The following is a 19912-nucleotide window of genomic DNA, read 5'->3' as shown; positions in this document are numbered from 1 at the left end:
GAGGGAGAAGCGTTCGGATGAGGATCTGCTTTATCGGAGCGGGAGCCTTGGGCTCGACCATCGGCGGGACGCTGGCGCGCGGTGGGGCCGAGGTTTGGCTGATCGATCCGTTTCAGGCTCATGTCGACGCGATCAATGCGGGCGGCCTACGGATGCTCGAAGGTGACGCCGAGACCGTTGTGAAGGTCTCGGCCTGCACCTCCGCGAACCAGGTCGGCATCGTCGCGGACCTCGTCATCGTTCTGGTCAAATCCTACCACACGCGGGATGCGATCCGGGCGGCCACGCCGATCATCGGGCCGCAGACGGTCGTGATGTCGCTTCAAAACGGTCTTGGTCACGAGGACATCCTTTCGGAGGAGGTTGGTCGTGACCGCGTCATGGCAGGCAAGACCTACGTTGGCGGCGTGCTGCTTGGTCCCGGCCATGTTCGCTCCGGAGTCATCGGCAAGGAAACCATCATCGGCGAACTCGATGGACGCTTGACCGAGCGCGCACAGCGAATTTCCGAGACTTTCAATCGTGCCGGCATTCTCACGCTGCTCAGCGACAACATCTTGGGGACGATGTGGGACAAGTTGTTCATCAACGTCGCCGGAGGAGGAATTACCGCCGTTACCGGGCTGACCTATGGTGGTCTCTATTCGCTACCGGTCCTGGAAGATTGCGCTTTGGCCGCAATCTCGGAGAGCATCGCGGTCGCACAAGCTGCCGGCGTGAAGATCTCGATTGCCGATCCGCGCCGTGCCTGGACGATGGCATCCGCTGGTCTACCGCCCGAGTTCAAGACGTCCATGTTGCAGAGCTTGCAGTCCGGCAATCTGACCGAGATCGATTACATCCACGGCTCCGTCGTGCGTTGGGGCGCCAAGCTCAATGTGCCGACCCCCGTCAATTCCACACTCGTCGCGTTGGTCAAAGGGCTCGAATACGCCCGCAGCGATTATCCAGGAAAGGCCTGAGACAATGTCGTTGCCCCGCGCTTATGTCGAACACGTCGCGATCCGCGTGCCTGACGTCGATCATCACGTCGATTTCTTTCGTGAGGTGCTTGGTCTTGCCATTCGCGACGAGCAACCCGCCGAGGGTTCACGCCCGCGTCAGGTGTGGGTGCTCGGAAGCGTGCAACTCATCGAGGATCCGAATTTTACCGGTCCGGAAGGGCGTCTCGCCCATCTCGGCATCATGGTCGACGATTACGAAGGTGTGCTCGCTCGTGCGGCCGCGTGGGGCGCCAAGGCGTTGCCCGCTGGGCCCAACTGGCTCGAGCTGCCGGGCGGGCTGAACGTCGAAATCTTGCAAGCCAGCGCAGGCGCCGTGGAAGCCGCCCTGGCGATCAATCCCCGTGCCTAGAGGAAGACGCGATGACCGATGAACGCTACTGGGACGATGCCAGGGTCGGTGACGAATGTGTCACCCCTTCGGTGACGGTCACCGAGGCGATGGTGAATGCCTATGCCGAACTGACCGGTGATTTCACGCCGGTCCATGTCGACGAGGAATACGCCAAAACCACACCATTCGGCACGCGCGTCGCGCATGGACTGTTTGGCCTGTCGCTGGCCGACGGTTTGAAGACCCGCGCCGACTATCGCTTCCTTCCGGGAATGTCGCTGGGCTGGACGTGGGATTTCAAGCTGCCGATCAAGCTCGGCGACACCGTGCACGTGAAGTTTCGCGTCGGCTCGATGCGCACCACCAAGCGTGATGGGTGGGGCATCGTAGTGTTGCCCTCGGAGCTGATCAATCAGCGCGGCGAGGTGGTGCAGCTCGGTGAGCATCGGCTGATGATTCCGATGCGCCCGAAGACCAGTGCCAAAGGAGAACAGGCATGACCGCGCAAGATCTGCCGCTCAAGGGCACTCGCGTCATCGACTACAGCCATTTCCTGGCAGGCCCGTTCATGGGCCGCTGCCTCGCCGCGATGGGCGCGGAAGTCATCAAGGTGGAGCGTCCGAAGGCAGGCGATGCGGGCCGCGCCCATGGCTATTTCAAGGACGGACAATCCGGCTACTTCCTGCAGCAGAACATGGGAAAGCAGGGATTGTGCATCGATCTGCGCGACACGCGTGGCCTCGACATGATGATGAAGCTCATCGACACGGCCGATGTCTTCATCGAGAACTACCGCCCCGGCGCACTCGAGCGCCTCGGGCTCGGCTACAAGGCGCTGTCGGCGCGGAATCCCACACTGATCTACTGCTCGGTCTCCGCCTATGGCCACACCGGTCCCTATGCCGACCGTCCGGGCTTCGGCCTGATCGCGGAGGCGATGTCGGGCGCCCTGGCGCAACTGGGCTCCCCCGGCGAAGCGCCGCCGCTGCTGCGGATGCCACTAGCCGACATGTACACCGGCATCCACGGTGTGGCTGCCATCAATGCGGCGCTGGTCGGCCGCGCGTCGTCCGGGCGGGGCCAGCATATCGATCTCGCGCTGTACGACTGCATGGTGTCGATGCACGACTATGCGGTGCAGCGCTACTTCCTCTCCGGCGGCACCGACCTGCCGAAGCAGACCGGCAGCGGTCAGCCGGATTCGACCGTCTACGGAGTCTTTCCGGCCAGGGACGGCAATCTTGTGATCGCCGCGCAGGTCGATGATGCGTGGCGGCGATTGGCGACGCTGATCGGAGGAAGCAGTTTGTCGTCCGACGAACGCTTCACCACGCCTGCCGCGCGCAACGCCCATTATGCCGAAGCGATGGAGATCGTGCGCGACTGGACGCTGTCGCAGCCGTCTCGGGATGCTTGTCTTGCCGCACTCGAGGAAGCAGGTGTGCCGTCCGCTCCCGTGCAGACCATCGAAGAGGTCGTGAAGGATCCACAGATCCACGCGCGTGGCATGCTGGTCGAGCAGGAGCATCCGGTGCTCGGCAAGGTGACGTTGCCGAACTTGCCCTTCCGCTTCTCCGGCTGCGACACCACGGTGCGCACGCCGGCGCCACTGCTCGGCCAGGACAATCGCCGCATTGCAGAGTCGCTGGGACTGTCGACCGAGCTCGTCGAGGCGATGGTGCGCGATGGCGTGCTGTACAACGAAGCCGCCGTGCAGGAGTGAGCCATGAGCGATCGTTACGCGGTGATAGGCAATCCGATCGGCTTCAGCAAATCACCTCTCATCCATGGCACTTTCGCCAGAATGACAGGACAGGACCTTGTTTACGAGGCGATCGAGGGTCCCCTCAATGGCTTCAGCGAACGGGTCGATCAATTCCGGACCGAGGGCGCCAGGGGGCTGAACATCACCGCCCCGTTCAAGCTCGATGCCTTCGCCTATGCAAACGAGCTTTCAGAGAGCGCCAGACGAGCAGGCGCCGTAAACTGCCTGAAGTTCGAGGGCGATCGGATCATTGCCGAGAATTTCGACGGGATCGGCCTGGTGCGTGACATCACCGCCAATCTCGGCGTCAAAATGGCCGGCCGCCGCGTCCTTATGCTCGGCGCTGGGGGAGCGGCACGCGGTGCCCTGCTGCCGTTCCTGCGCCAGGAGCCGTCCGAGCTGGTTCTGGTCAACCGAACACTGTCGAAAGGGGTGGCATTGGCCGAAGAGTTTGCCGGCTGTGGCCCCCTGATCGTCAGCGGCTATGCTGAACTGGCCGATCTTGCCGAGGGTTATGACGTCGTCGTCAACGCGACGTCGGCCAGCCTGCGAGGTGAGATGCCGCCGCTTCCAGGCAATGTCTTCCGCGGTGCGGAGCTGGCGTACGAACTCGCCTACGGCAAAGGGCTGACCCCCTTTCTGCGGGCGGCTCGCGCCGAAGGCGTCACCAAGCTGGCCGACGGTGTCGGCATGCTGGTCGAGCAGGCGGCGGAAGCGTTTGCCTGGTGGCGCGGCGTTCGACCGAGCACGGCTCAGGTCATCGCCGAGCTGACCGTCCCATTGAGCTGAAGGCGATGCCGAGCATGCATCAGAAGTCCAGCTTTCTCGTCGGCCTGATCGGCAGCGGCATCGCCGCCTCCCGCACCCCGCCCATGCACGAAGCGGCCGCTGACGCCGCCGGCATCCGCTATATCTACAAGAAGATTGATCTGGCCGAATTGAAGCTCGGCGTGGAGACATTGCCGGAGTTGCTCACGGCGGCAAGGCGAATGGGCTTTGACGGGTTGAACGTGACCCATCCCTGCAAGCAGGCGATCATTCCACTCTTGGATGAGCTTTCGCCTGACGCAGAGGCGCTTGGTGCCGTGAACACCGTGGTCCTCAGGAGTGGCCGCATGACCGGCCACAACACCGACTGGTTCGGCTTTGCCGAGAACTTCCGCCGCAACATGCAAGGTGCACCACTCGGACGGGTCGTCCAATTCGGCGCGGGCGGCGCAGGCTCGGCGGTCGCTTTCGCGCTCATGAAGCTCGGCGTGCGGGAACTGACTATCATAGACGTCGACCTGGCCAAGGCGCAGAGTCTGGTTGACGGCCTGTCCCCTCAATTTGCAGATGGGCGCCTGGAGGCCGGCCAGGATGTCGCTGCGGCCGTGGCTGCCGCAGACGGAATTGTCAACGCGACGCCGATCGGCATGGACAAATATCCAGGCACGCCGTTGCCGACAGCCCTGCTGCGTCCCGATCTGTGGGTCGCAGAGATCGTCTACTTCCCGCTGGAAACCGCGCTGCTGCGCGCGGCGCGTGCCCTCGGTTGCCGCACCGTCGACGGCGGTGGCATGGCGATCTTCCAGGGCACCGAAGCATTCCGCCTGTTCACGGGCATCTCACCCGATCCGGACGTCTTCTTCGCCACTTTTGCATCCCTGGGAGGGTGACACCCGGCCGATGGGCGAGCGGCACGGACAACGCCCGAGAGGAAACGCAAGATGGGCTACACGCTCGATTTCTCGGTGGTTTGGCACGCGATGCCCGCGCTGCTGTGGGGATGCGTGGGTACGCTGGGCCTGGCGCTTGCCGGGATGACGCTCGCAATGATGATCGGTGTCGCGGGTGTCGCGGCGCGCGATTCGAAAGCTGCGTGGTTGCGTGCTCTCGTGATCGGCTTCGTCGAGACTGTGCGCAACACGCCTTTCCTGGTGCAGATCTTTTTTCTGTTCTTCGCTCTGCCGCTGATCGGATTGAAGCTCAATCCGACCGCCACCGCCATTATCGCACTCGGTGTCAATGGCGGCGCCTACGCCATCGAGATCATTCGCGGCGGGGTGCAATCCATTCACAAGGGCCAGGTGGAGGCCGGCTACGCGCTCGGCCTGCACAAAGGACAGGTATTCCGGTTCATCGTGCTCAAGCCTGCGCTTCGCGCGATCTATCCCTCGCTCACGGGGCAGTTCATCATGCTGACGCTGACCTCATCGATCTGTTCGGCGGTATCGGCCTACGAATTGACGTCGGTTGCGCAGCGCATCGAAAGCGACACGTTCCGCAGCTTCGAGGTCTACTTCTTCGTCACCTTCCTCTACCTCGCGATCTCCTGGCTGTTGATGCTCGGCTTCGCGGTCGTCTCTCACCGCTTCTTCTCATATCCGACACGCTGAGGGGGCGATCATGACACCGCATTTTGGTCTTCCCGAGTTCGGCTTCCTGCTGCGCGGGCTGCAATGGACGGTGCTGCTCACGCTGGTCGCGTTTGCGGGCGGCTGCACGGCGGGGCTGGCCGTCGCCTTGCTGCGCACCTGTGGTCATAGGAGCGTGGAATGGATCACCCGCATTTACATCGGGATATTCCAGGGCACCCCGCTGCTGCTGCAGCTTTTCGTCGTGTACTACGGATTGGCGCTGACCGGGTTGAAGCTCGACGCCTTCGCCGCGGTGGCGATCGGTTTCACCGTGAATGCCTCCGCCTTCCTCGGCGAGATCTGGCGCGGTGCGATACAGGCCGTGCCGCGCGGCCAGACCGAGGCGGCGATGGCGCTTGGACTGCACTATTCGTCCCGCATGCGCGACATCGTGCTGCCGCAGGCGATCCGCATCTCGCTGCCGGCGACAATCGGTTATCTCGTTCAGCTCATCAAGGGCACTTCGCTCGCCGCCATCGTCGGGTTCATCGAACTCGCCCGCGCCGGTCAGATCGTCTCGAACCAGACCTTCCAGCCGTTGCTCGTCTTCGGCGTGGTCGGCGCAATGTATTTCATCCTCTGCTGGCCACTTTCGTGGTGGGGCAGTCGGATGGAGGCCAGGCTCGCCCTGGCCAATCAAAGGTAGGAACGGCGCACCTGCCCAATCAAACACAGCCATCACCAGGAGGAGGAAACATCAGATGTTATTTTGGTTCAATCGCCGCCAGCTCGGCATCGCGCTGCTGACGCTCGGGGCCGTCACCGTCGCAGGTAAAGCGCAGGCGGGCACTCTGGAAGACGTGAAGAAGAAGGGCGTCGTCGTCATCGGCATCCAGGGCGACAATCCTCCCTGGGGCTATGTCGACAGCTCGGGAAAACAGGATGGGATCGATGCCGACATGGGGCGCGCCTTCGCCGAATATCTCGGCGTGAAGGCCGAGTTCGTCCCGTTGGCCGTGGCCAATCGTATTCCGGCGCTGACCACAGGCCGCGTCGACATTCTGTTCGCAACCATGGCGATGCTGCCGGAGCGCGCGAAGGCGGTGCAGTATTCCAAGCCGTATGTCGCCAACGAGATCACGCTTGTCGCTGCCCAGGCAACGCCAATCAACAGCAATGCCGACATGGGCAAGTACGTGATCGGCGTTCCGAGGTCATCGACGCAGGACACCCAGGTCACCAACAGCGCTCCAGCGGGCACCGAAATCCGCAGGTTTGACGATGATGCGGCGACGATCCAGGCGCTGCTCTCCGGTCAGGTGCAGGCCGTCGGCGCGAACAGCTTCTATCCGCAGCGTCTGAACGCCGCAAAGCCGGAACTGGGATTCGAGCCCAAGCTTCACTTCACCGCACTATACAACGGAGCCTGCACCCGCCTGGGCGAGAAGGAGTGGAACGAGACGGCCAACAAGTTCATCGACCAGATCAAGTCTAACGGCAAGCTGGCCGGCTTCTACGCCATATGGATGAAGGCGCCCGTGCCGACCTTCCCGGAGTCGATCCCCGGCGTCCCCTTCACAGTCCAGTAGCCCCTGCGAGCGGCCGACGCGCGATCCGCGTTGGCCGTCGCCCGACGGCGGAGACCAGCATGCAAGACCAGATCCTGATCGAAATGAAGGGCGTGCAGAAGTGGTATGGCGGGTATCAAGCTCTCCGCAACGTCGATCTCACTGTCCGCAGGGGTGAAAAGATCGTGCTCTGCGGTCCGTCCGGTTCGGGCAAGTCGACGCTCATCCGCTGTATCAACCGCCTGGAGGCGATCCAGCAGGGCAGTATTGTTGTAAACGGACATCGGCTCGACGACAGCATCAAGGCCATCGATGTCGTACGTCAGGACGTCGGCATGGTCTTTCAGAGCTTCAACCTTTTTCCGCATATGACCGTGTTGCAGAACTGTACACTCGCGCCCATTCGCGCACGCCGCATCGGCAGGACCGAGGCGGAGGCGACCGCGCGAAAATACCTCGAGCGGGTACGCATCGGTGACCAGGCCGAGAAGTATCCGGCTCAGCTTTCGGGAGGTCAGCAACAGCGCGTCGCGATCGCGCGCGCACTCTGCATGCAGCCCAAGGTGATGCTGTTTGACGAACCGACCTCGGCTCTCGACCCAGAGATGGTCAAGGAGGTGCTCGATACCATGATCGGCCTCGCCAACGACGGCATGACCATGATTTGCGTCACCCACGAGATGGGCTTTGCTCGCCAGGTTGCCGATCGGGTCATCTTCATGGCAGAAGGGCAGATCATCGAAGAAGGCGCGCCCGACGCTTTCTTCCGCGAACCACAGCACGCCCGCACCAAGCAGTTCCTTGGCGAGATCCTCGCCCATCACTGAACGGAGTTCTTCGATGAGTCGTCTTGTCTACGTCCTCAACGGGCCGAATCTCAATTTGCTCGGCAAGCGCCAGCCTCACATCTACGGCCACGAGACGCTTGCGGATGTGGAGCGGGATTGTCGAGCGCTGGGCAAGGAGCTCGGCCTGGACATTCGCTTTCATCAATCCAACAGGGAATACGAGATCATCGATTGGATTCACGAGGCGCGCGAGACGGCTGCCGGTATCGTGATGAATCCCGCAGCTTTCACCCATACGTCGGTCGCCATCCTGGATGCTCTGAACACGTTCGAGGGGACGGTGATCGAGGTGCATATTTCCAACGTGCACAAGCGCGAGGAATTCCGCCACCATTCGTTTGTTTCCAAACGAGCCGATGGGGTCATCGCAGGCTTCGGCACGCAGGGCTATCTGCTCGGCTTGCGTCGTGTGGCCAAGCTGCTCGATGAGAACAAGGGGTAGCATCGGATGGACGCACCCGTCCGCCTGTCGGTGATGGGAGCGGGCCTCATCGGCAAACGGCATATCGAGCACATTCTCGCGCGGCCGGAGGCGGTGCTGTCGTCGATCGTCGATCCGGCGCCGGCGGCACGAGAGTTGGCGGCTGCCCTGAAGGTGGACTGGTTTCCGTCGTTTCAGGACTTGCTTTCCGGAAATCGGCCGGAGGGGGTGGTTGTCGCCACCCCCAATCAGATGCACGTTGCCAACGGCATGGATTGTATCGCGGCTCGCATCCCGGCGCTCATCGAGAAGCCGTTAGCAGACGACGTCCTCGCTGCACATGCCCTGGTCGAGGCCGCCGAGGGGGCGGGCGTGCCGCTGCTCACCGGCCATCATCGCCGCCACAATCCGATGATCCAACGCGCCAAGGCGGAGATCGACAGCGGCCGGCTCGGCGAGATCGTGTCGGTGCATGGCATGTTCTGGCTGATCAAGCCGGACGAGTATTTCGATGTGGCTTGGCGCCGGCAGAAAGGAGCGGGGCCCGTTTTCCTGAATCTCATCCACGATGTCGACCTGCTGCGGTACCTCTGCGGGGATATCGTGGCGGTACAAGCTGCCCAATCCAATCGGCTGCGTGGAAATGCGGTTGAAGAGACAGCGGTGATCCTCCTGCACTTCGCCTCCGGCGCCTTAGGAACGGTCAATGTCTCCGATACCATCCAGTCGCCTTGGAGCTGGGAATTCACCGCCGATGAGAACCCGGCCTACAGTCATACGCAGGAGGCGTGTTACCAGATCGGCGGCACGAGGGCATCGCTGGCTATTCCGCAACTCGATCTATGGCATCACCCAAGCCAGGCCAGCTGGTGGGCGCCGATCGAGCGCGAGCGGCTGCGGTACGAGAAGGAAGATCCGCTCGGCCTGCAGATTGCCAATTTCTGCGGGGTGATCCGGGGTACGGCCGAGCCTGTGGTGAGTGGGCGCGAAGGGCTGAAAACCTCAGAGTGATCGACGCGGTCAAACGCGCGGCGGAAACGGGGGATTTCGTATCGGTTTGATACCGGAAAGCACGGCCTTCTGTTGCAGAGTGAGCGCGCCGCGAAAACATTCGAGCGGCGTCCCGATCGTATGGATGAGGAGCAGCGGAGGCCCATTGCCGGTCTTTTGAAAGCGCACGCTGAGCTTGATGATATCCACGATGTTGCGTGCGAGAAGCCGGACCTGCAGCCGGCACTGGCTGCCGAATAGGGCCGTGCCGGTCCCGATGATCCCATGAATGCCCTGACGTCGATGCCTCCGCGGAAGCGGCCCGGGCGGTCACATTCGGCGTTCATGTCCTCCGTTTTTCACTTCTGTCGTTTCTTCTTTTTGGCCTCGAGCAGGGTTCGCATCGCGTCGGCCCACATCGCTACAAGTCGCTCGCGTGGTCCCGCAGAGGTTCGAAGGTTCTCGGAAATCGCGAGGCCTCTGATGAAATGGAGCGTCAGCGCGATGACGTCGTGATAGGCCTCGGAATCCGTCCACTCGCCGAAGAGCTGGACATAAACGCGCTCGAGATCGTGTCGGGCACCGCGCTCCGCCGTGGTCAATGCCTGTTTCAAGGCAGCATCCGTGCGAGCCACCGCCCAGAGCTCCAACTCGGCGAGATAGGCTGGCTGGCGCGCGGCGAATGCAAGCGCTTCGACGGCCGCAACCAGAGTGTCAGCCGGCCCCGCGCCTGCGCGCCCCTGCGAGACGGCCTTCTCGTTCCGGCTGACGAGTTCGGCGACGCTCGCGGCCAACAGAGAGGCGTGGGTTGGAAAGTGATGGAGTAGGGCGCCGCGGCTGACTCCAGCCCGATGCTGTACCGCGAGCGTGGTCGTGCCGGCGACGCCGAGGTCGATCAGGCAATCCACGGCGGCGTTCAGAATCCGCGATCGTGTGGTCTCGGCCGCTCCGTCGAGAGCGCCGTTCTTCGCTGGTCTCGGCATGCCTTCCCTCGGCAGTCAGCATTGACTGTAACACGATAGTTGGTACAGTCAATGCTGACTGTCCATACATACATCCGGGAGGTTACGATGCCGAATTTCTCGACTCTCAGTATCGCAGTCCGCGAGGATGCACCGAACATCGCCCGTCTCGTCCTCGACCGCCCGGGTCGGTTCAACGCCATCGACGACGTGATGCCCGAAGAGATCCGTGCGGCGGTGGAGTGGGCGGAGAAAAACGACGACGTGCACGTCGTCGTGATCGAAGGCGCAGGTAAGGGGTTCTGCGGCGGATATGATCTCGTCGCCTACGCGGAGAGCGAGATCGAGCACCCGTGCCAGCAGGAGAGCGAGCCTTGGGACCCCATGGTCGATTACGCATTCATGAAGAAGAACACCGAGAACTTCATGAGCTTGTGGAAGTGCTCCAAGCCGACCATCGCCAAGATTCACGGCGCGGCGGTCGCCGGGGGTAGCGATATCGCGCTCTGCTGCGACCTGATCGTGATGGCGGAGGACGCTCGGATCGGCTACATGCCGACGCGCGTATGGGGATGCCCTACCACCGCGATGTGGACGTTCAAGCTCGGACCTGCGCGCGCCAAGGAGATGATGTTCACCGGGAACATGATCGACGGGCGCAAGGCGGCGGAGTGGGGGCTGGCGAATGTCTGCGTTCCGGTGGAGCGGCTCGAGGCCGAGACGCGAAAGCTCGCCGACCGGATTGCCGGCGTTCCGAAGAGTCACCTCGCCATGCACAAGATGGTCGTCAACCAGGTCATGCTGACCATGGGTCTCGAGCAGACGCAGTCGCTCGCGACGCTCTTTGACGGCATCACGCGTCACAATCCTGAGGGGTTGTGGTTCAGGCGGTACGCGCAGAAGCACGGTTTCAAGGCGGCCATCGAATGGCGTGACAGCGGCCGCCCGATCCCGGAACGCGACGAGGCACGCAGGTTGATTCACGAAATGAAGGGTCGTGACTGACGCCGTCGGGAGCGCGAGCGATGTCGGCGCCATTCATTCATCGAAGAACGTCCGGAGAAACGAATGAGCATTAAGAACAGTACGTCGGATGACGTGCAGGCCTATCGCGCGGTCGAGCGGATTTATCACTCCTATCTTACGGGTCTCATCCTTCATCTCTCGTCGCGCGCCGGGGCGGCTCGCGCTGCTGAGATCGTGTTCAGAATGTTCCGCCGCCAGCAAGCGACCCATTTCGTCGCTGGCCTCAAAAAGCTCGGTTTGGACGGCTTGCCCCATGCAGTCGCCAGCGCACAGTACAACTACCTCGCCAATCAGATCGGCGGCGTAAAGGTCGAATACGTCTATGAGAGCGACAAGAAGGCATGGATTCGTTATCCGCCTCCCCGGTGGCTTTGGTATGGTACCGCAATCTGCGGAATTCCCTCGGAAGTGTCTCGCGGGATGCTCAGGGGATGGCACGGCAACAACGGCGTGGTTCTCGGTAACCCTCGCCTGGGCTTCGTCTGCACGGGACAGACCGTCGACGGGCAGCCCGGCCTGGAGGGATATTACCGGGAGTACGATCACGAACTTTCTCCGGAAGAGCGGCTGCAATTTTCGCCCGGAGAGCGATGCCCTCCATTCAGGCCAGAACTTGCGCCACGCCTTGGCGAAACGAATTGGCCAGAAAGTCGCTTGAGAAAGGCCCTCCGCAATTACGCGATGGACTACATCACGTCGATCCTGCCTGAAATGATGTCGGTGCTCGGACCGGCCGAGGGAGGTCACCTGGGAGGTTTAGCCGCTCGATTGATCGGCATGCACACGTTCGACGATGTTGCGTCCATGCTCGGTGGAGTGGACCGAGGTGTCGCAGGTTTTGCAACCGCACTTACGAGGCTGTTACGTGGCCAAGGCGATGACGCCGAGATGCATCTTGAAGGCAGCACGGCGATCGTAAGGCAAACGACGTGGCGCCTCATGTCTGGGAGGGAGCAAATGTCTCGCGCAATATTCGATGCGTGGAATGAGCTGTGGCTGGGCGCTGCACTGGCTCACGATCGTTTCATGCGCGTCACCCTGATCAGCCGCCGAGATGCCGGTGATCCGGTCTGGGCATGGGAGATTCGACAGGGCCATTGAATGAATTGACCTGAATCAACCAGCTTGTGGGAACGCGAGCGATCCTATAATTGGGTTGGAAGCGACCTTGAACCAATTCACTTGCATGATCCTCCCGTTTTTCATGCAGTTGCGATCGCAGACGTGCGCTTTGGAGCAATGCGACGCGTCCGCGACATCGCAGCAAGTGAAAAGCCGTACCTCACGTGTGATCAGTTGGTCCATCCTCGGAAAGCAAGCTGGTTCTCCAGGCTGCTGCTCCCGCCAAGCGGGGAGGTCGAGGCCGTCGCGCCTGCCACGAGGCCGGTGTATGGTCTCCGCGTCTCGCTCGCGCTCTTCCTGATATCGCTGGGCGCCATCGCCGCCGTGTGGTGGTGGTTGGGGACGCCGGTCCAATTGGTGCGCGCACCCATCGATCCAAACGACAAGGTCCAATGCATCTCGTACGCCCCGTTCCGCAGCCATCAGACCTCGCTTTCGTCCGCGACGCAGGTATCGCGTGAGCAGATCGCGGAAGATCTCGCCCAGCTTGCGGAGATATCCGACTGCATCCGTACCTATGCGACCGATCTTGGTCTCGACCAAATCCCCGAGCTTGCAGCCCGAGCGGGGTTGAAGGTCGTCCAGGGTATTTTCCTCGACAAGGACCAGCAGAAGAATCGAGCGCAGATCTCAACGGCGATACGCCTCGCCAGGGAGTATCCAGGGACCGTCATCGCGTTGGTGGTCGGCAACGAGACCTTGTTGCGCAAGGACATAACGGTCTCCGATCTCGCCGACACGATCCGCTCGGTCAAGGCGCAGGTCAGTGTCCCCGTGACCTATGCCGACGTCTGGGAATTCTGGCTCAGCAGTCGTGAGCTCTACGACGCCGTCGACTTCGTCACGATTCACATCCTGCCATATTGGGAGAACGTGCCGATTCCGGCAGAAGCGGCTGCCACGCACGCCGACGCAATACGCCGGCAGGTCGCGGCGGCCTTTCCGGGCAAGGAGATCCTGATCGGCGAAGTAGGCTGGCCGAGCCAGGGACGGATGCGGGGATCGGCGTTGCCGTCGCGTATCAACCAGGCCCGGGTGGTCTCGGAGGTTCTCGACCTCGCCCGGCGCGAGAATTTCCGCTTCAACCTGTTCGAGGCCTACGACGAATCCTGGAAGCGAGAGATCGAGGGCACAGTCGGCGGATCATGGGGCCTGTTCGGAGGCGAGCAGCGCGTGCTCAAATATCCTGCCGGCATCCCCGTCAGCAACTTTCCGCTCTGGAAGCTGCAAATGAGCTGCGGAATTGCGCTCGCGACCCTGGTGTTCGCCGCGGCATGGTTGACCTCGCGTCGCAAGCCCGCGAGCCCTGGCCTGGCTTCATGGCTCGGGGTGGCGATATCGGCGACGGCAGCCGGAATCCTGTTTGGCGTGGACGCCCAAAAGGTGTTCTTTGAAAGTGTCGGAGCGGGTGGCTGGCTCCTTTGGAGTTCTCTGCTGCTGGCCGCGACGGTTTCGCCGGTGCTTGGTGCCAACGCTCTCATGTCGGGGCGCCCACCGCCGAGTTTTCAGGAGTTGCTCGGTCCGAAAGGCTACCGGACGGAAACGATGGTCGCAACCATGCACGGGTTGGCCTTGATCGTGACCGTCGTGATCGGTGCGGCCACCGCACTAGGGCTCGTGTTCGACCCGCGCAACATCGATTTTCCTTTTGCAGCACTCACCATGGCAGCGTTGCCTTTTGCAGCGATGACGCTGCTCAATCCATCCGGGAAGGGAGGTCGTCCTGTGGCGGAGTCGCTGTTTGCCGGCGTGTTCGTCGGAGCGGCGATCTATGTGACCGTCAACGAGGGGACGGCGAACTGGCAGGCGATGTGGACTTGCGCCGCCTACCTCCTGCTTGCCGCGACGCTGTGGCGGGCCCGTGCCTGAGAAGGGCACGACATGACCCGCCGTGCCTGCGCGAGCACCACCTTGATGCGGCCGATCGAGTGCGTTGAACTTTGAGCAGGCGGGTGCGCAAGGATGCGACAAAAAATTTTCACCGAGTCCCCTTGAACAAAGATGAACCTGTTCCTAGGTCGTTTGCCGCCCGGGGGCCGGTTCCGGACCCGGATTTTGGACATCGCTGAACCTACCCAAGGAGGATGTGCATGCATTTCCGCCCGTTGCACGATCGCGTGCTCGTGCGCCGCGTCGATGCCGAGGAGAAGACCGCCGGCGGCATCATCATTCCCGACACCGCCAAGGAGAAGCCGCAGCAGGGCGAGATCATCGCCGCTGGGCCGGGTGCGCGTAACGAGCAAGGCCAGCTCGTGCCACTCGACGTCAAGGTCGGCGACCGGGTGCTGTTCGGCAAGTGGTCAGGCACCGAGGTCAAGATCGATGGCGAAGAGTTCTCGATCATGAAGGAAAGCGATCTTCTCGGCGTGGTCGAACAGGGCGGCACGCTGAAGAAGGCGGCGTAACACTGACGGTCATCGAACAGAAAGGAGAGTGGCAACATGGCTGCCAAGGACGTGAAGTTCGCGACCGAGGCTCGCGAGCGCATGCTGCGGGGCGTCGACACGCTGGCGAATGCGGTGAAGGTCACGCTCGGTCCAAAGGGACGCAACGTCGTCATCGAAAAATCGTTCGGCGCGCCGCGCATCACCAAGGACGGCGTCACCGTCGCCAAGGAGATCGAACTGGAGGACAAGTTCGAAAACATGGGCGCCCAGATGGTGCGCGAGGTCGCGTCAAAGACCAGTGATCTTGCCGGAGACGGCACCACGACGGCGACGGTGCTGGCGCAGGCCATCGTCAAGGAAGGTGCCAAGGCCGTCGCCGCCGGCATGAACCCGATGGACCTCAAGCGCGGCATCGACCTTGCCGTGGAGGCGATCGTGACCGATCTCAAGTCGCACGCCAAGAAGGTCACCTCCAACGACGAGATCGCCCAGGTCAGCACCATCTCCGCCAACGGCGACACCGAGATCGGCCGCTTCCTGGCGGATGCCATGCAGAAGGTCGGCAATGAGGGCGTGATCACGGTCGAGGAAGCCAAGAGCCTGCACACCGAACTCGAGGTGGTCGAGGGCATGCAGTTCGACCGCGGCTATGTCTCGCCCTACTTCGTCACCAACCCGGAGAAGATGAGGGTCGAGCTCGAAGATCCCTATGTGCTGATCCACGAGAAGAAGCTCTCCAGCCTGCAGTCGATGCTCCCGCTGCTCGAGCAGGTCGTGCAATCGGGCAAGCCGCTGCTGATCATCGCTGAGGAGGTCGAGGGCGAGGCGCTTGCGACTTTGGTCGTCAACCGTCTGCGCGGCGGCTTGAAGGTCGCCGCCGTCAAGGCGCCGGGATTTGGCGACCGCCGCAAGGCGATGCTGGAGGATATCGCGATCCTCACCGGCGGCACGGTGATCTCCGAAGATCTCGGCATCAAGCTCGAGAACGTCACAGTGAAGATGCTGGGCCGTGCCAAGAAGGTGGTGATCGACAAGGAGAACACCACGATCGTCGATGGCGCCGGCGCCAAGAAGGACATCGAGGCGCGAAGCCAACAGATCAGGACGCAGATCGAGGAAACCACCTCGGATTACGATCGCGAGAAGCTGCAGGAGCGGCTGGCCAAGCTCGCCGGCGGCGTCGCGGTGATCCGGGTCGGCGGAGCGACCGAGGTCGAGGTGAAGGAACGCAAGGATCGCGTCGACGATGCCCTGCATGCGACGCGGGCCGCTGTCGAGGAAGGCATTCTGCCTGGCGGCGGCGTTGCACTGCTGCGCTCCCTCAAGGCGCTCGACGGCGTCAAGACCACCAATGCCGACCAGAAGGCGGGGGTCGAGATCGTGCGTCGCGCTATCCAGGTGCCGGCCCGGCAGATCGTTCAGAATGCGGGCGAGGATGGCTCCATCGTCGTCGGCAAGCTCCTCGAAAATCAGACCTACACCTGGGGCTTCAATGCCGCGACCGGCGAGTACCAGGACATGGTCCAGGCCGGCGTGATCGATCCTGCCAAGGTGGTGCGCACCGCCTTGCAGGACGCGGCCTCGGTCGCTTCGCTGCTCATCACGACCGAAGCGCTGGTCGCTGACAAGCCGAAGAAGACAGAAGCGGCAAGCGCCCCCGCCATGGACTTCTAGAGACGAGCGAGCCCGGCCGAGCGGCCGGGCTCGTTCTTCGCGTGCTCTGTTCTGATCAATTGGATCTGTTTTCGAACGAAAGGAGGATGAGATGATCAACGATCGTGCTTTCTCCGCTCGCGGGGAAGCCACCCAGAAAACGCTGCGGCGACTCGCCGCCTTGGCCGTTGGTGCCGGCCTCTCCCTCGTGCCCTTCGCAGCCTACGGCGCCGAAAGCTCGAGCTCCGCCGCCAAGGCGGCGGACACTTTCGAGCGGCTGGCCTTGCCGCCGATCCCGTACCTGGACACGATGCCGTGGTCGAGCTGGCAACGGGGCAGCCCGACTATGAAGGTGGATACGCTGCTGTCGCCGGTTCTGGGGCCATCCGGTATCCGGCTCGATGTCACGCCGCTGGATCGGAACCGTCCAGAGCCTGCCATGAGCTGAGGTCGTAGAGCGGCCGGGAGATCGCTACCTCCCGGTTCTCGCCCGCCGCCATCGACGTCGCGCTATCAGGATCTCGGCAGCCCAATGCAGAGGGGGAAACGCCGCGGGGGACTACGCCCGCCCGGAATAGAGATCTGCAAAGCGTTCGCGCAAGACGTTCTTCTGCACTTTTCCCATCGCGTTGCGCGGCAGCCCCTCGACGAACACGACGCGCTTCGGCTGCTTGAACTTTGCCAATCGTCCCGACAGTGCCGCGAGAATGGCGCGTTCGTCGACCGATGAGCCCGGCGACCGAACCACCGCCGCGGTGACACCCTCGCCAAAATCGGCGTGCGGCACGCCGACGACCGCGCTTTCGGAAACGCCGGGAATCGCGTCGATCTCGGTTTCGATTTCCTTGGGATACACGTTGAACCCACCGGTAATGATGAGGTCCTTGCCGCGCCCGACGATGTGCAGATAACCATTCGCATCGAATTTGCCGAGATCGCCGGTGATGAAGAAGCCGTCGGCACGGAACTCGGCCGCGGTCTTGTCCGGCATGTTCCAGTAGCCCGCAAAGACGTTCGGCCCCTTCACCTCGATCATGCCGACCTCGCCAACGGGGAGCATTGCGCCGGTTTCGGGATGGGTGACGCGAACCTCGACGGCGGGAAGCGGCCGGCCGACCGATCCGGCGATGCGAGACCCCTCATAGGGATTGGAGGCGATCATCCCGGTCTCGGTCATGCCGTAGCGTTCCAGAATCGCGTGCCCGGTCCGCTCCTTCCAGGCCCGGTGTGTCTCGGCCAGAAGCGGCGCCGAGCCGGCGACGAAAAGCCTCATGTTGGCGGTGCTTCGCTCGTTCAGGTCAGTGCTCTCGAGCAGGCGGACATAGAAGGTCGGCACGCCCATCAGAACCGTGCTGCGCGCCATCGTTGCCAGAATGCGTTCGGCGTCGAACTTCTGCATGAACAGGATGCGCGCGCGTGCGGCGAAGCTGACGTTGCAGGCGACGAAGAGCCCGTGAACGTGATAGATCGGCAGGGCATGGATCAGCACGTCCTTGCTCGAAAAACGCCACTCCTGGACGAGCGTCAGGGCGTTCGAAGAAAGATTGCCGTGTGTCAGCATGGCTCCCTTCGAGCGGCCGGTCGTGCCCGACGTGTAGAGGATGGCCGCAAGATCGTCAGTCGTCCTGGCGACGGTTTCAAATCGCACCGGGAAGTCTGCCGCAGCTTCGACGAGCGAACCCTTGCCGCGGTGATCGAGCGTCTCGACGCGGCCGCCCGCCTTGGCGGCGATGGCGCGCAACTCGGCCTCTTCCCTGGGATCACACACGATCAATGTCGGCTGCGCGTCGCGGATGAAATACTCGGTCTCAGTCGGCGTATAGGCGGTGTTGAGGGGCAGATAGACCGCGCCAGTGCGCAGCGTTGCGAGATAGAGCGCGACCGCCTCGACGGATTTCTCCACCTTGACCGCGACGCGGTGGTTCGGGCCGATGCCGATACTGGCGAGGAAGTTTGCGAACCTGCCGTTCAGCGCAGCAAGTTCGGCATAGCTCAACGCCGTGCCGTCGTCCTTCTCGATGCAGATGGATTGGTCGGACGCCGCGCCGGCCAGCAGGCGATCGTACAGGTTCGAGGTCATGACGAGATCTTCCGTTGCGAGTTGGTGTGAGGACTGGGAACGAGGTCCCGCGATGACAGTTTCGCGCGAAGCGCCTTCTTCACCTTGTCGGACGCGACGACCGTGCCATGCTCGGCAAAGGCCTCGTGGTTCGCCTCGATGCGCTCGAGCGCGTAGAGATAGTTCACCATCAGCCCGTAGGATTGCTTCAACCTTGGCGGAGGCATCGCCGAGGAAATTCAGCCGTTCCAGGCGCGCGCCGTTACCGAGATGGAAGCGGGCGACGGGGTCCACCGGCTTGCCTGACGGCAGTTTCGCCTTCAGGAAGTAATAGGCGGCGAGCGCCGTGATCGCCTCCTTTGCCTGCGCGATGTCGCCGCCGTCGTCGAGCGCGGCCAGCGCGCGTCGCGTCTCCTCATCGATCGCGGCGGAGGCCTCGGTCTTGAGCTCGCGCCGCACCCAGCCGGCAAAGCCGGGAACGGGAGACAGCGTGACGAAGGTCTTCAGGTTCGGCAGCTCGCGGGCGAGGTCCTGCACCACCTGCTTGATCAGGAAATTGCCGAACGAGACGCCGGCCAGGCCCTTCTGCGTGTTCGAGATCGAGTAGAACACGGCCGTTGTCGCCTCGTGCGCGGCAATCGCCTCGCGCGATTTGTCTAGCAATGGGCCGATCGCGCCGGGAATCTCCTTCGTCAGCGCGACCTCGACGAAGATCAGCGGCTCGTCGACCAGCTGCGGATGAAAGAATGCGTAGCAGCGGCGATCCGGTGGCTCCAGTCGGTTGCGTAAGTCGTCCCAGTCTTGGATGGCGTGGACGGCTTCATATCTGATGATCTTTTCGAGGATGTTGGCCGAGGTGGTCCAGTCGATCGGTCGCAGCACGAGAAAACCCCGGTTGAACCAGGACGAGAACAGATGAACGAAATCGTCGTCAACCGGCTGGAGCTCGGGATGCTCGCGCAGCAGCGCGAGCAGCACCTCGCGCATCCGCACCAGCGACGATGTTCCACCGGGCGCAAGGTTGAGGCGCCGGATCAGCTCCTGCCGGCGCGGCTCTGCGGCAGCATGGAGCGCCTCGAGTTTGCTCCCGTCGCCGCCCTCCTTGCGCTGGTAGGCGGCGATCGCGAGCTCGATCGCGCGCCGGTCGGGCCCGAACCGGTCGGCGAGGGAGGATAGAAACTTGAGCCGCTGCGGCTCGGCCGCCCGCTCGAAGGCCGCAAGCAGCGATTGCGCGATCGCAACGCCGGAGGCTTCGCCGCGCCGGGAAAGTAGCGCCTCGCCGAGAAGCTCGAGGTCGCGATCCTCGCCGACATCGCGATCCGGCTTGATGCCGAGAACCGCGCGGCCGCGTTGCGTCAACGTGTCGATCAGCCCTTGCAGGAATTCGGGCGCCGCAATGCGTCCGGATCGGATGTCGTTCAGCATCGTTCATGCCTC

20 protein-coding genes and 2 pseudogenes are annotated in these 19912 nt (G+C 62.8%); 18 read left to right on the top strand and 4 right to left on the bottom strand.

The window, feature by feature from the left end; genetic code table 11:
* Nucleotides 1–17 precede the first annotated feature (17 nt).
* From P6U27_RS25515 to P6U27_RS25460, 12 genes and pseudogenes are all read left to right on the top strand, one after another.
* On the top strand, nucleotides 18–962 hold the full coding sequence (locus P6U27_RS25515) for a ketopantoate reductase family protein (protein WP_407192777.1): 945 nt from the start codon (nucleotides 18–20) through the stop codon (nucleotides 960–962).
* A gap of 4 nt (nucleotides 963–966) precedes the next feature.
* Nucleotides 967–1353, top strand: a complete 387-nt coding sequence (locus P6U27_RS25510; protein ID WP_407121938.1) for a VOC family protein — start codon at nucleotides 967–969, stop codon at nucleotides 1351–1353.
* Between the two features lie 11 nt (nucleotides 1354–1364).
* Nucleotides 1365–1835, top strand: coding sequence for a MaoC/PaaZ C-terminal domain-containing protein (locus P6U27_RS25505; RefSeq protein ID WP_122404470.1), 471 nt, complete (start codon nucleotides 1365–1367; stop codon nucleotides 1833–1835).
* Nucleotides 1832–3058: a CaiB/BaiF CoA transferase family protein gene (locus P6U27_RS25500; RefSeq protein ID WP_407192776.1), complete on the top strand. Its 1227-nt coding sequence runs from the start codon at nucleotides 1832–1834 to the stop codon at nucleotides 3056–3058. The genes P6U27_RS25505 and P6U27_RS25500 overlap by 4 nt, the downstream gene beginning before the upstream one ends.
* Before the next feature lie 3 nt (nucleotides 3059–3061).
* Nucleotides 3062–3889 carry a shikimate dehydrogenase gene (gene aroE, locus P6U27_RS25495; protein WP_407192775.1) on the top strand — a complete coding sequence of 276 codons (828 nt, stop codon included), beginning with the start codon at nucleotides 3062–3064 and terminating at the stop codon, nucleotides 3887–3889.
* A gap of 14 nt (nucleotides 3890–3903) precedes the next feature.
* On the top strand, nucleotides 3904–4758 hold the full coding sequence (locus P6U27_RS25490) for a shikimate dehydrogenase (RefSeq protein WP_245162673.1): 855 nt from the start codon (nucleotides 3904–3906) through the stop codon (nucleotides 4756–4758).
* Nucleotides 4759–4809: 51 nt separating this feature from the next.
* A complete protein-coding gene (locus P6U27_RS25485; protein WP_122404467.1) occupies nucleotides 4810–5478 on the top strand; it encodes an amino acid ABC transporter permease in 669 nt (222 codons plus the stop codon).
* Between the two features lie 10 nt (nucleotides 5479–5488).
* On the top strand, nucleotides 5489–6145 hold the full coding sequence (locus P6U27_RS25480; RefSeq protein ID WP_122404466.1) for an amino acid ABC transporter permease: 657 nt from the start codon (nucleotides 5489–5491) through the stop codon (nucleotides 6143–6145).
* Nucleotides 6146–6200: 55 nt separating this feature from the next.
* Nucleotides 6201–7028, top strand: a complete 828-nt coding sequence (locus P6U27_RS25475; protein ID WP_407192774.1) for a transporter substrate-binding domain-containing protein — start codon at nucleotides 6201–6203, stop codon at nucleotides 7026–7028.
* 59 nt (nucleotides 7029–7087) lie between these two features.
* Complete coding sequence (locus P6U27_RS25470; protein ID WP_283811020.1) at nucleotides 7088–7834, top strand: amino acid ABC transporter ATP-binding protein; 747 nt, start codon at nucleotides 7088–7090, stop codon at nucleotides 7832–7834.
* A gap of 13 nt (nucleotides 7835–7847) precedes the next feature.
* Nucleotides 7848–8297, top strand: a complete 450-nt coding sequence (aroQ, locus tag P6U27_RS25465; RefSeq protein WP_122404463.1) for a type II 3-dehydroquinate dehydratase — start codon at nucleotides 7848–7850, stop codon at nucleotides 8295–8297.
* 6 nt (nucleotides 8298–8303) lie between these two features.
* Nucleotides 8304–9337 (top strand): annotated as a pseudogene (locus P6U27_RS25460) (Gfo/Idh/MocA family protein).
* Here P6U27_RS25460 and P6U27_RS25455 read toward each other — a convergent pair.
* Nucleotides 9297–9476: a hypothetical protein gene (locus tag P6U27_RS25455; protein ID WP_407194548.1), complete on the bottom strand. Its 180-nt coding sequence runs from the start codon at nucleotides 9474–9476 to the stop codon at nucleotides 9297–9299. The pseudogene P6U27_RS25460 and the gene P6U27_RS25455 sit on opposite strands and share 41 nt — an antisense overlap.
* A 149-nt stretch (nucleotides 9477–9625) precedes the next feature.
* A complete protein-coding gene (locus P6U27_RS25450; protein ID WP_407192773.1) occupies nucleotides 9626–10249 on the bottom strand; it encodes a TetR/AcrR family transcriptional regulator in 624 nt (207 codons plus the stop codon).
* Nucleotides 10250–10336: 87 nt separating this feature from the next.
* Between P6U27_RS25450 and P6U27_RS25445 the strand changes: the two genes are divergently transcribed.
* The 6 genes from P6U27_RS25445 to P6U27_RS25420 all read left to right on the top strand — a co-directional run bounded on the left by P6U27_RS25445 (nucleotide 10337) and on the right by P6U27_RS25420 (nucleotide 16864).
* The gene (locus P6U27_RS25445; protein WP_407192772.1) at nucleotides 10337–11233 is read left to right on the top strand and encodes a crotonase/enoyl-CoA hydratase family protein; all 897 of its coding nucleotides are present in this window, start codon (nucleotides 10337–10339) and stop codon (nucleotides 11231–11233) included.
* Between the two features lie 63 nt (nucleotides 11234–11296).
* The gene (locus P6U27_RS25440; protein WP_407192771.1) at nucleotides 11297–12355 is read left to right on the top strand and encodes a hypothetical protein; all 1059 of its coding nucleotides are present in this window, start codon (nucleotides 11297–11299) and stop codon (nucleotides 12353–12355) included.
* A 285-nt stretch (nucleotides 12356–12640) separates the two neighbouring features.
* Complete coding sequence (locus P6U27_RS25435) at nucleotides 12641–14245, top strand: beta-(1-6) glucans synthase (RefSeq protein ID WP_407194482.1); 1605 nt, start codon at nucleotides 12641–12643, stop codon at nucleotides 14243–14245.
* A 221-nt stretch (nucleotides 14246–14466) separates the two neighbouring features.
* Nucleotides 14467–14781: a co-chaperone GroES gene (groES, locus tag P6U27_RS25430; RefSeq protein ID WP_164937067.1), complete on the top strand. Its 315-nt coding sequence runs from the start codon at nucleotides 14467–14469 to the stop codon at nucleotides 14779–14781.
* 36 nt (nucleotides 14782–14817) lie between these two features.
* The gene (gene groL / locus P6U27_RS25425) at nucleotides 14818–16437 is read left to right on the top strand and encodes a chaperonin GroEL (RefSeq protein ID WP_129144789.1); all 1620 of its coding nucleotides are present in this window, start codon (nucleotides 14818–14820) and stop codon (nucleotides 16435–16437) included.
* 91 nt (nucleotides 16438–16528) lie between these two features.
* Nucleotides 16529–16864, top strand: coding sequence for a hypothetical protein (locus tag P6U27_RS25420; protein ID WP_122404455.1), 336 nt, complete (start codon nucleotides 16529–16531; stop codon nucleotides 16862–16864).
* 111 nt (nucleotides 16865–16975) lie between these two features.
* On the opposite strand, the gene P6U27_RS25415 is transcribed toward P6U27_RS25420, so the two are convergent.
* Nucleotides 16976–18496: a malonyl-CoA synthase gene (locus P6U27_RS25415; protein WP_129144790.1), complete on the bottom strand. Its 1521-nt coding sequence runs from the start codon at nucleotides 18494–18496 to the stop codon at nucleotides 16976–16978.
* Between the two features lie 252 nt (nucleotides 18497–18748).
* Nucleotides 18749–19900 (bottom strand): annotated as a pseudogene (locus tag P6U27_RS25410) (malonyl-CoA decarboxylase); the annotation flags it as partial.
* Between the last annotated feature and the right edge of the window lie 12 nt (nucleotides 19901–19912).

Source organism: Bradyrhizobium sp. STM 3566, from assembly GCF_045571445.1.
Taxonomy (GTDB): domain Bacteria; phylum Pseudomonadota; class Alphaproteobacteria; order Rhizobiales; family Xanthobacteraceae; genus Bradyrhizobium; species Bradyrhizobium vignae.
The sequence above is the reverse complement of the archived record's forward strand: the minus strand, read 5'-3'. Positions and strand labels throughout refer to the sequence as shown.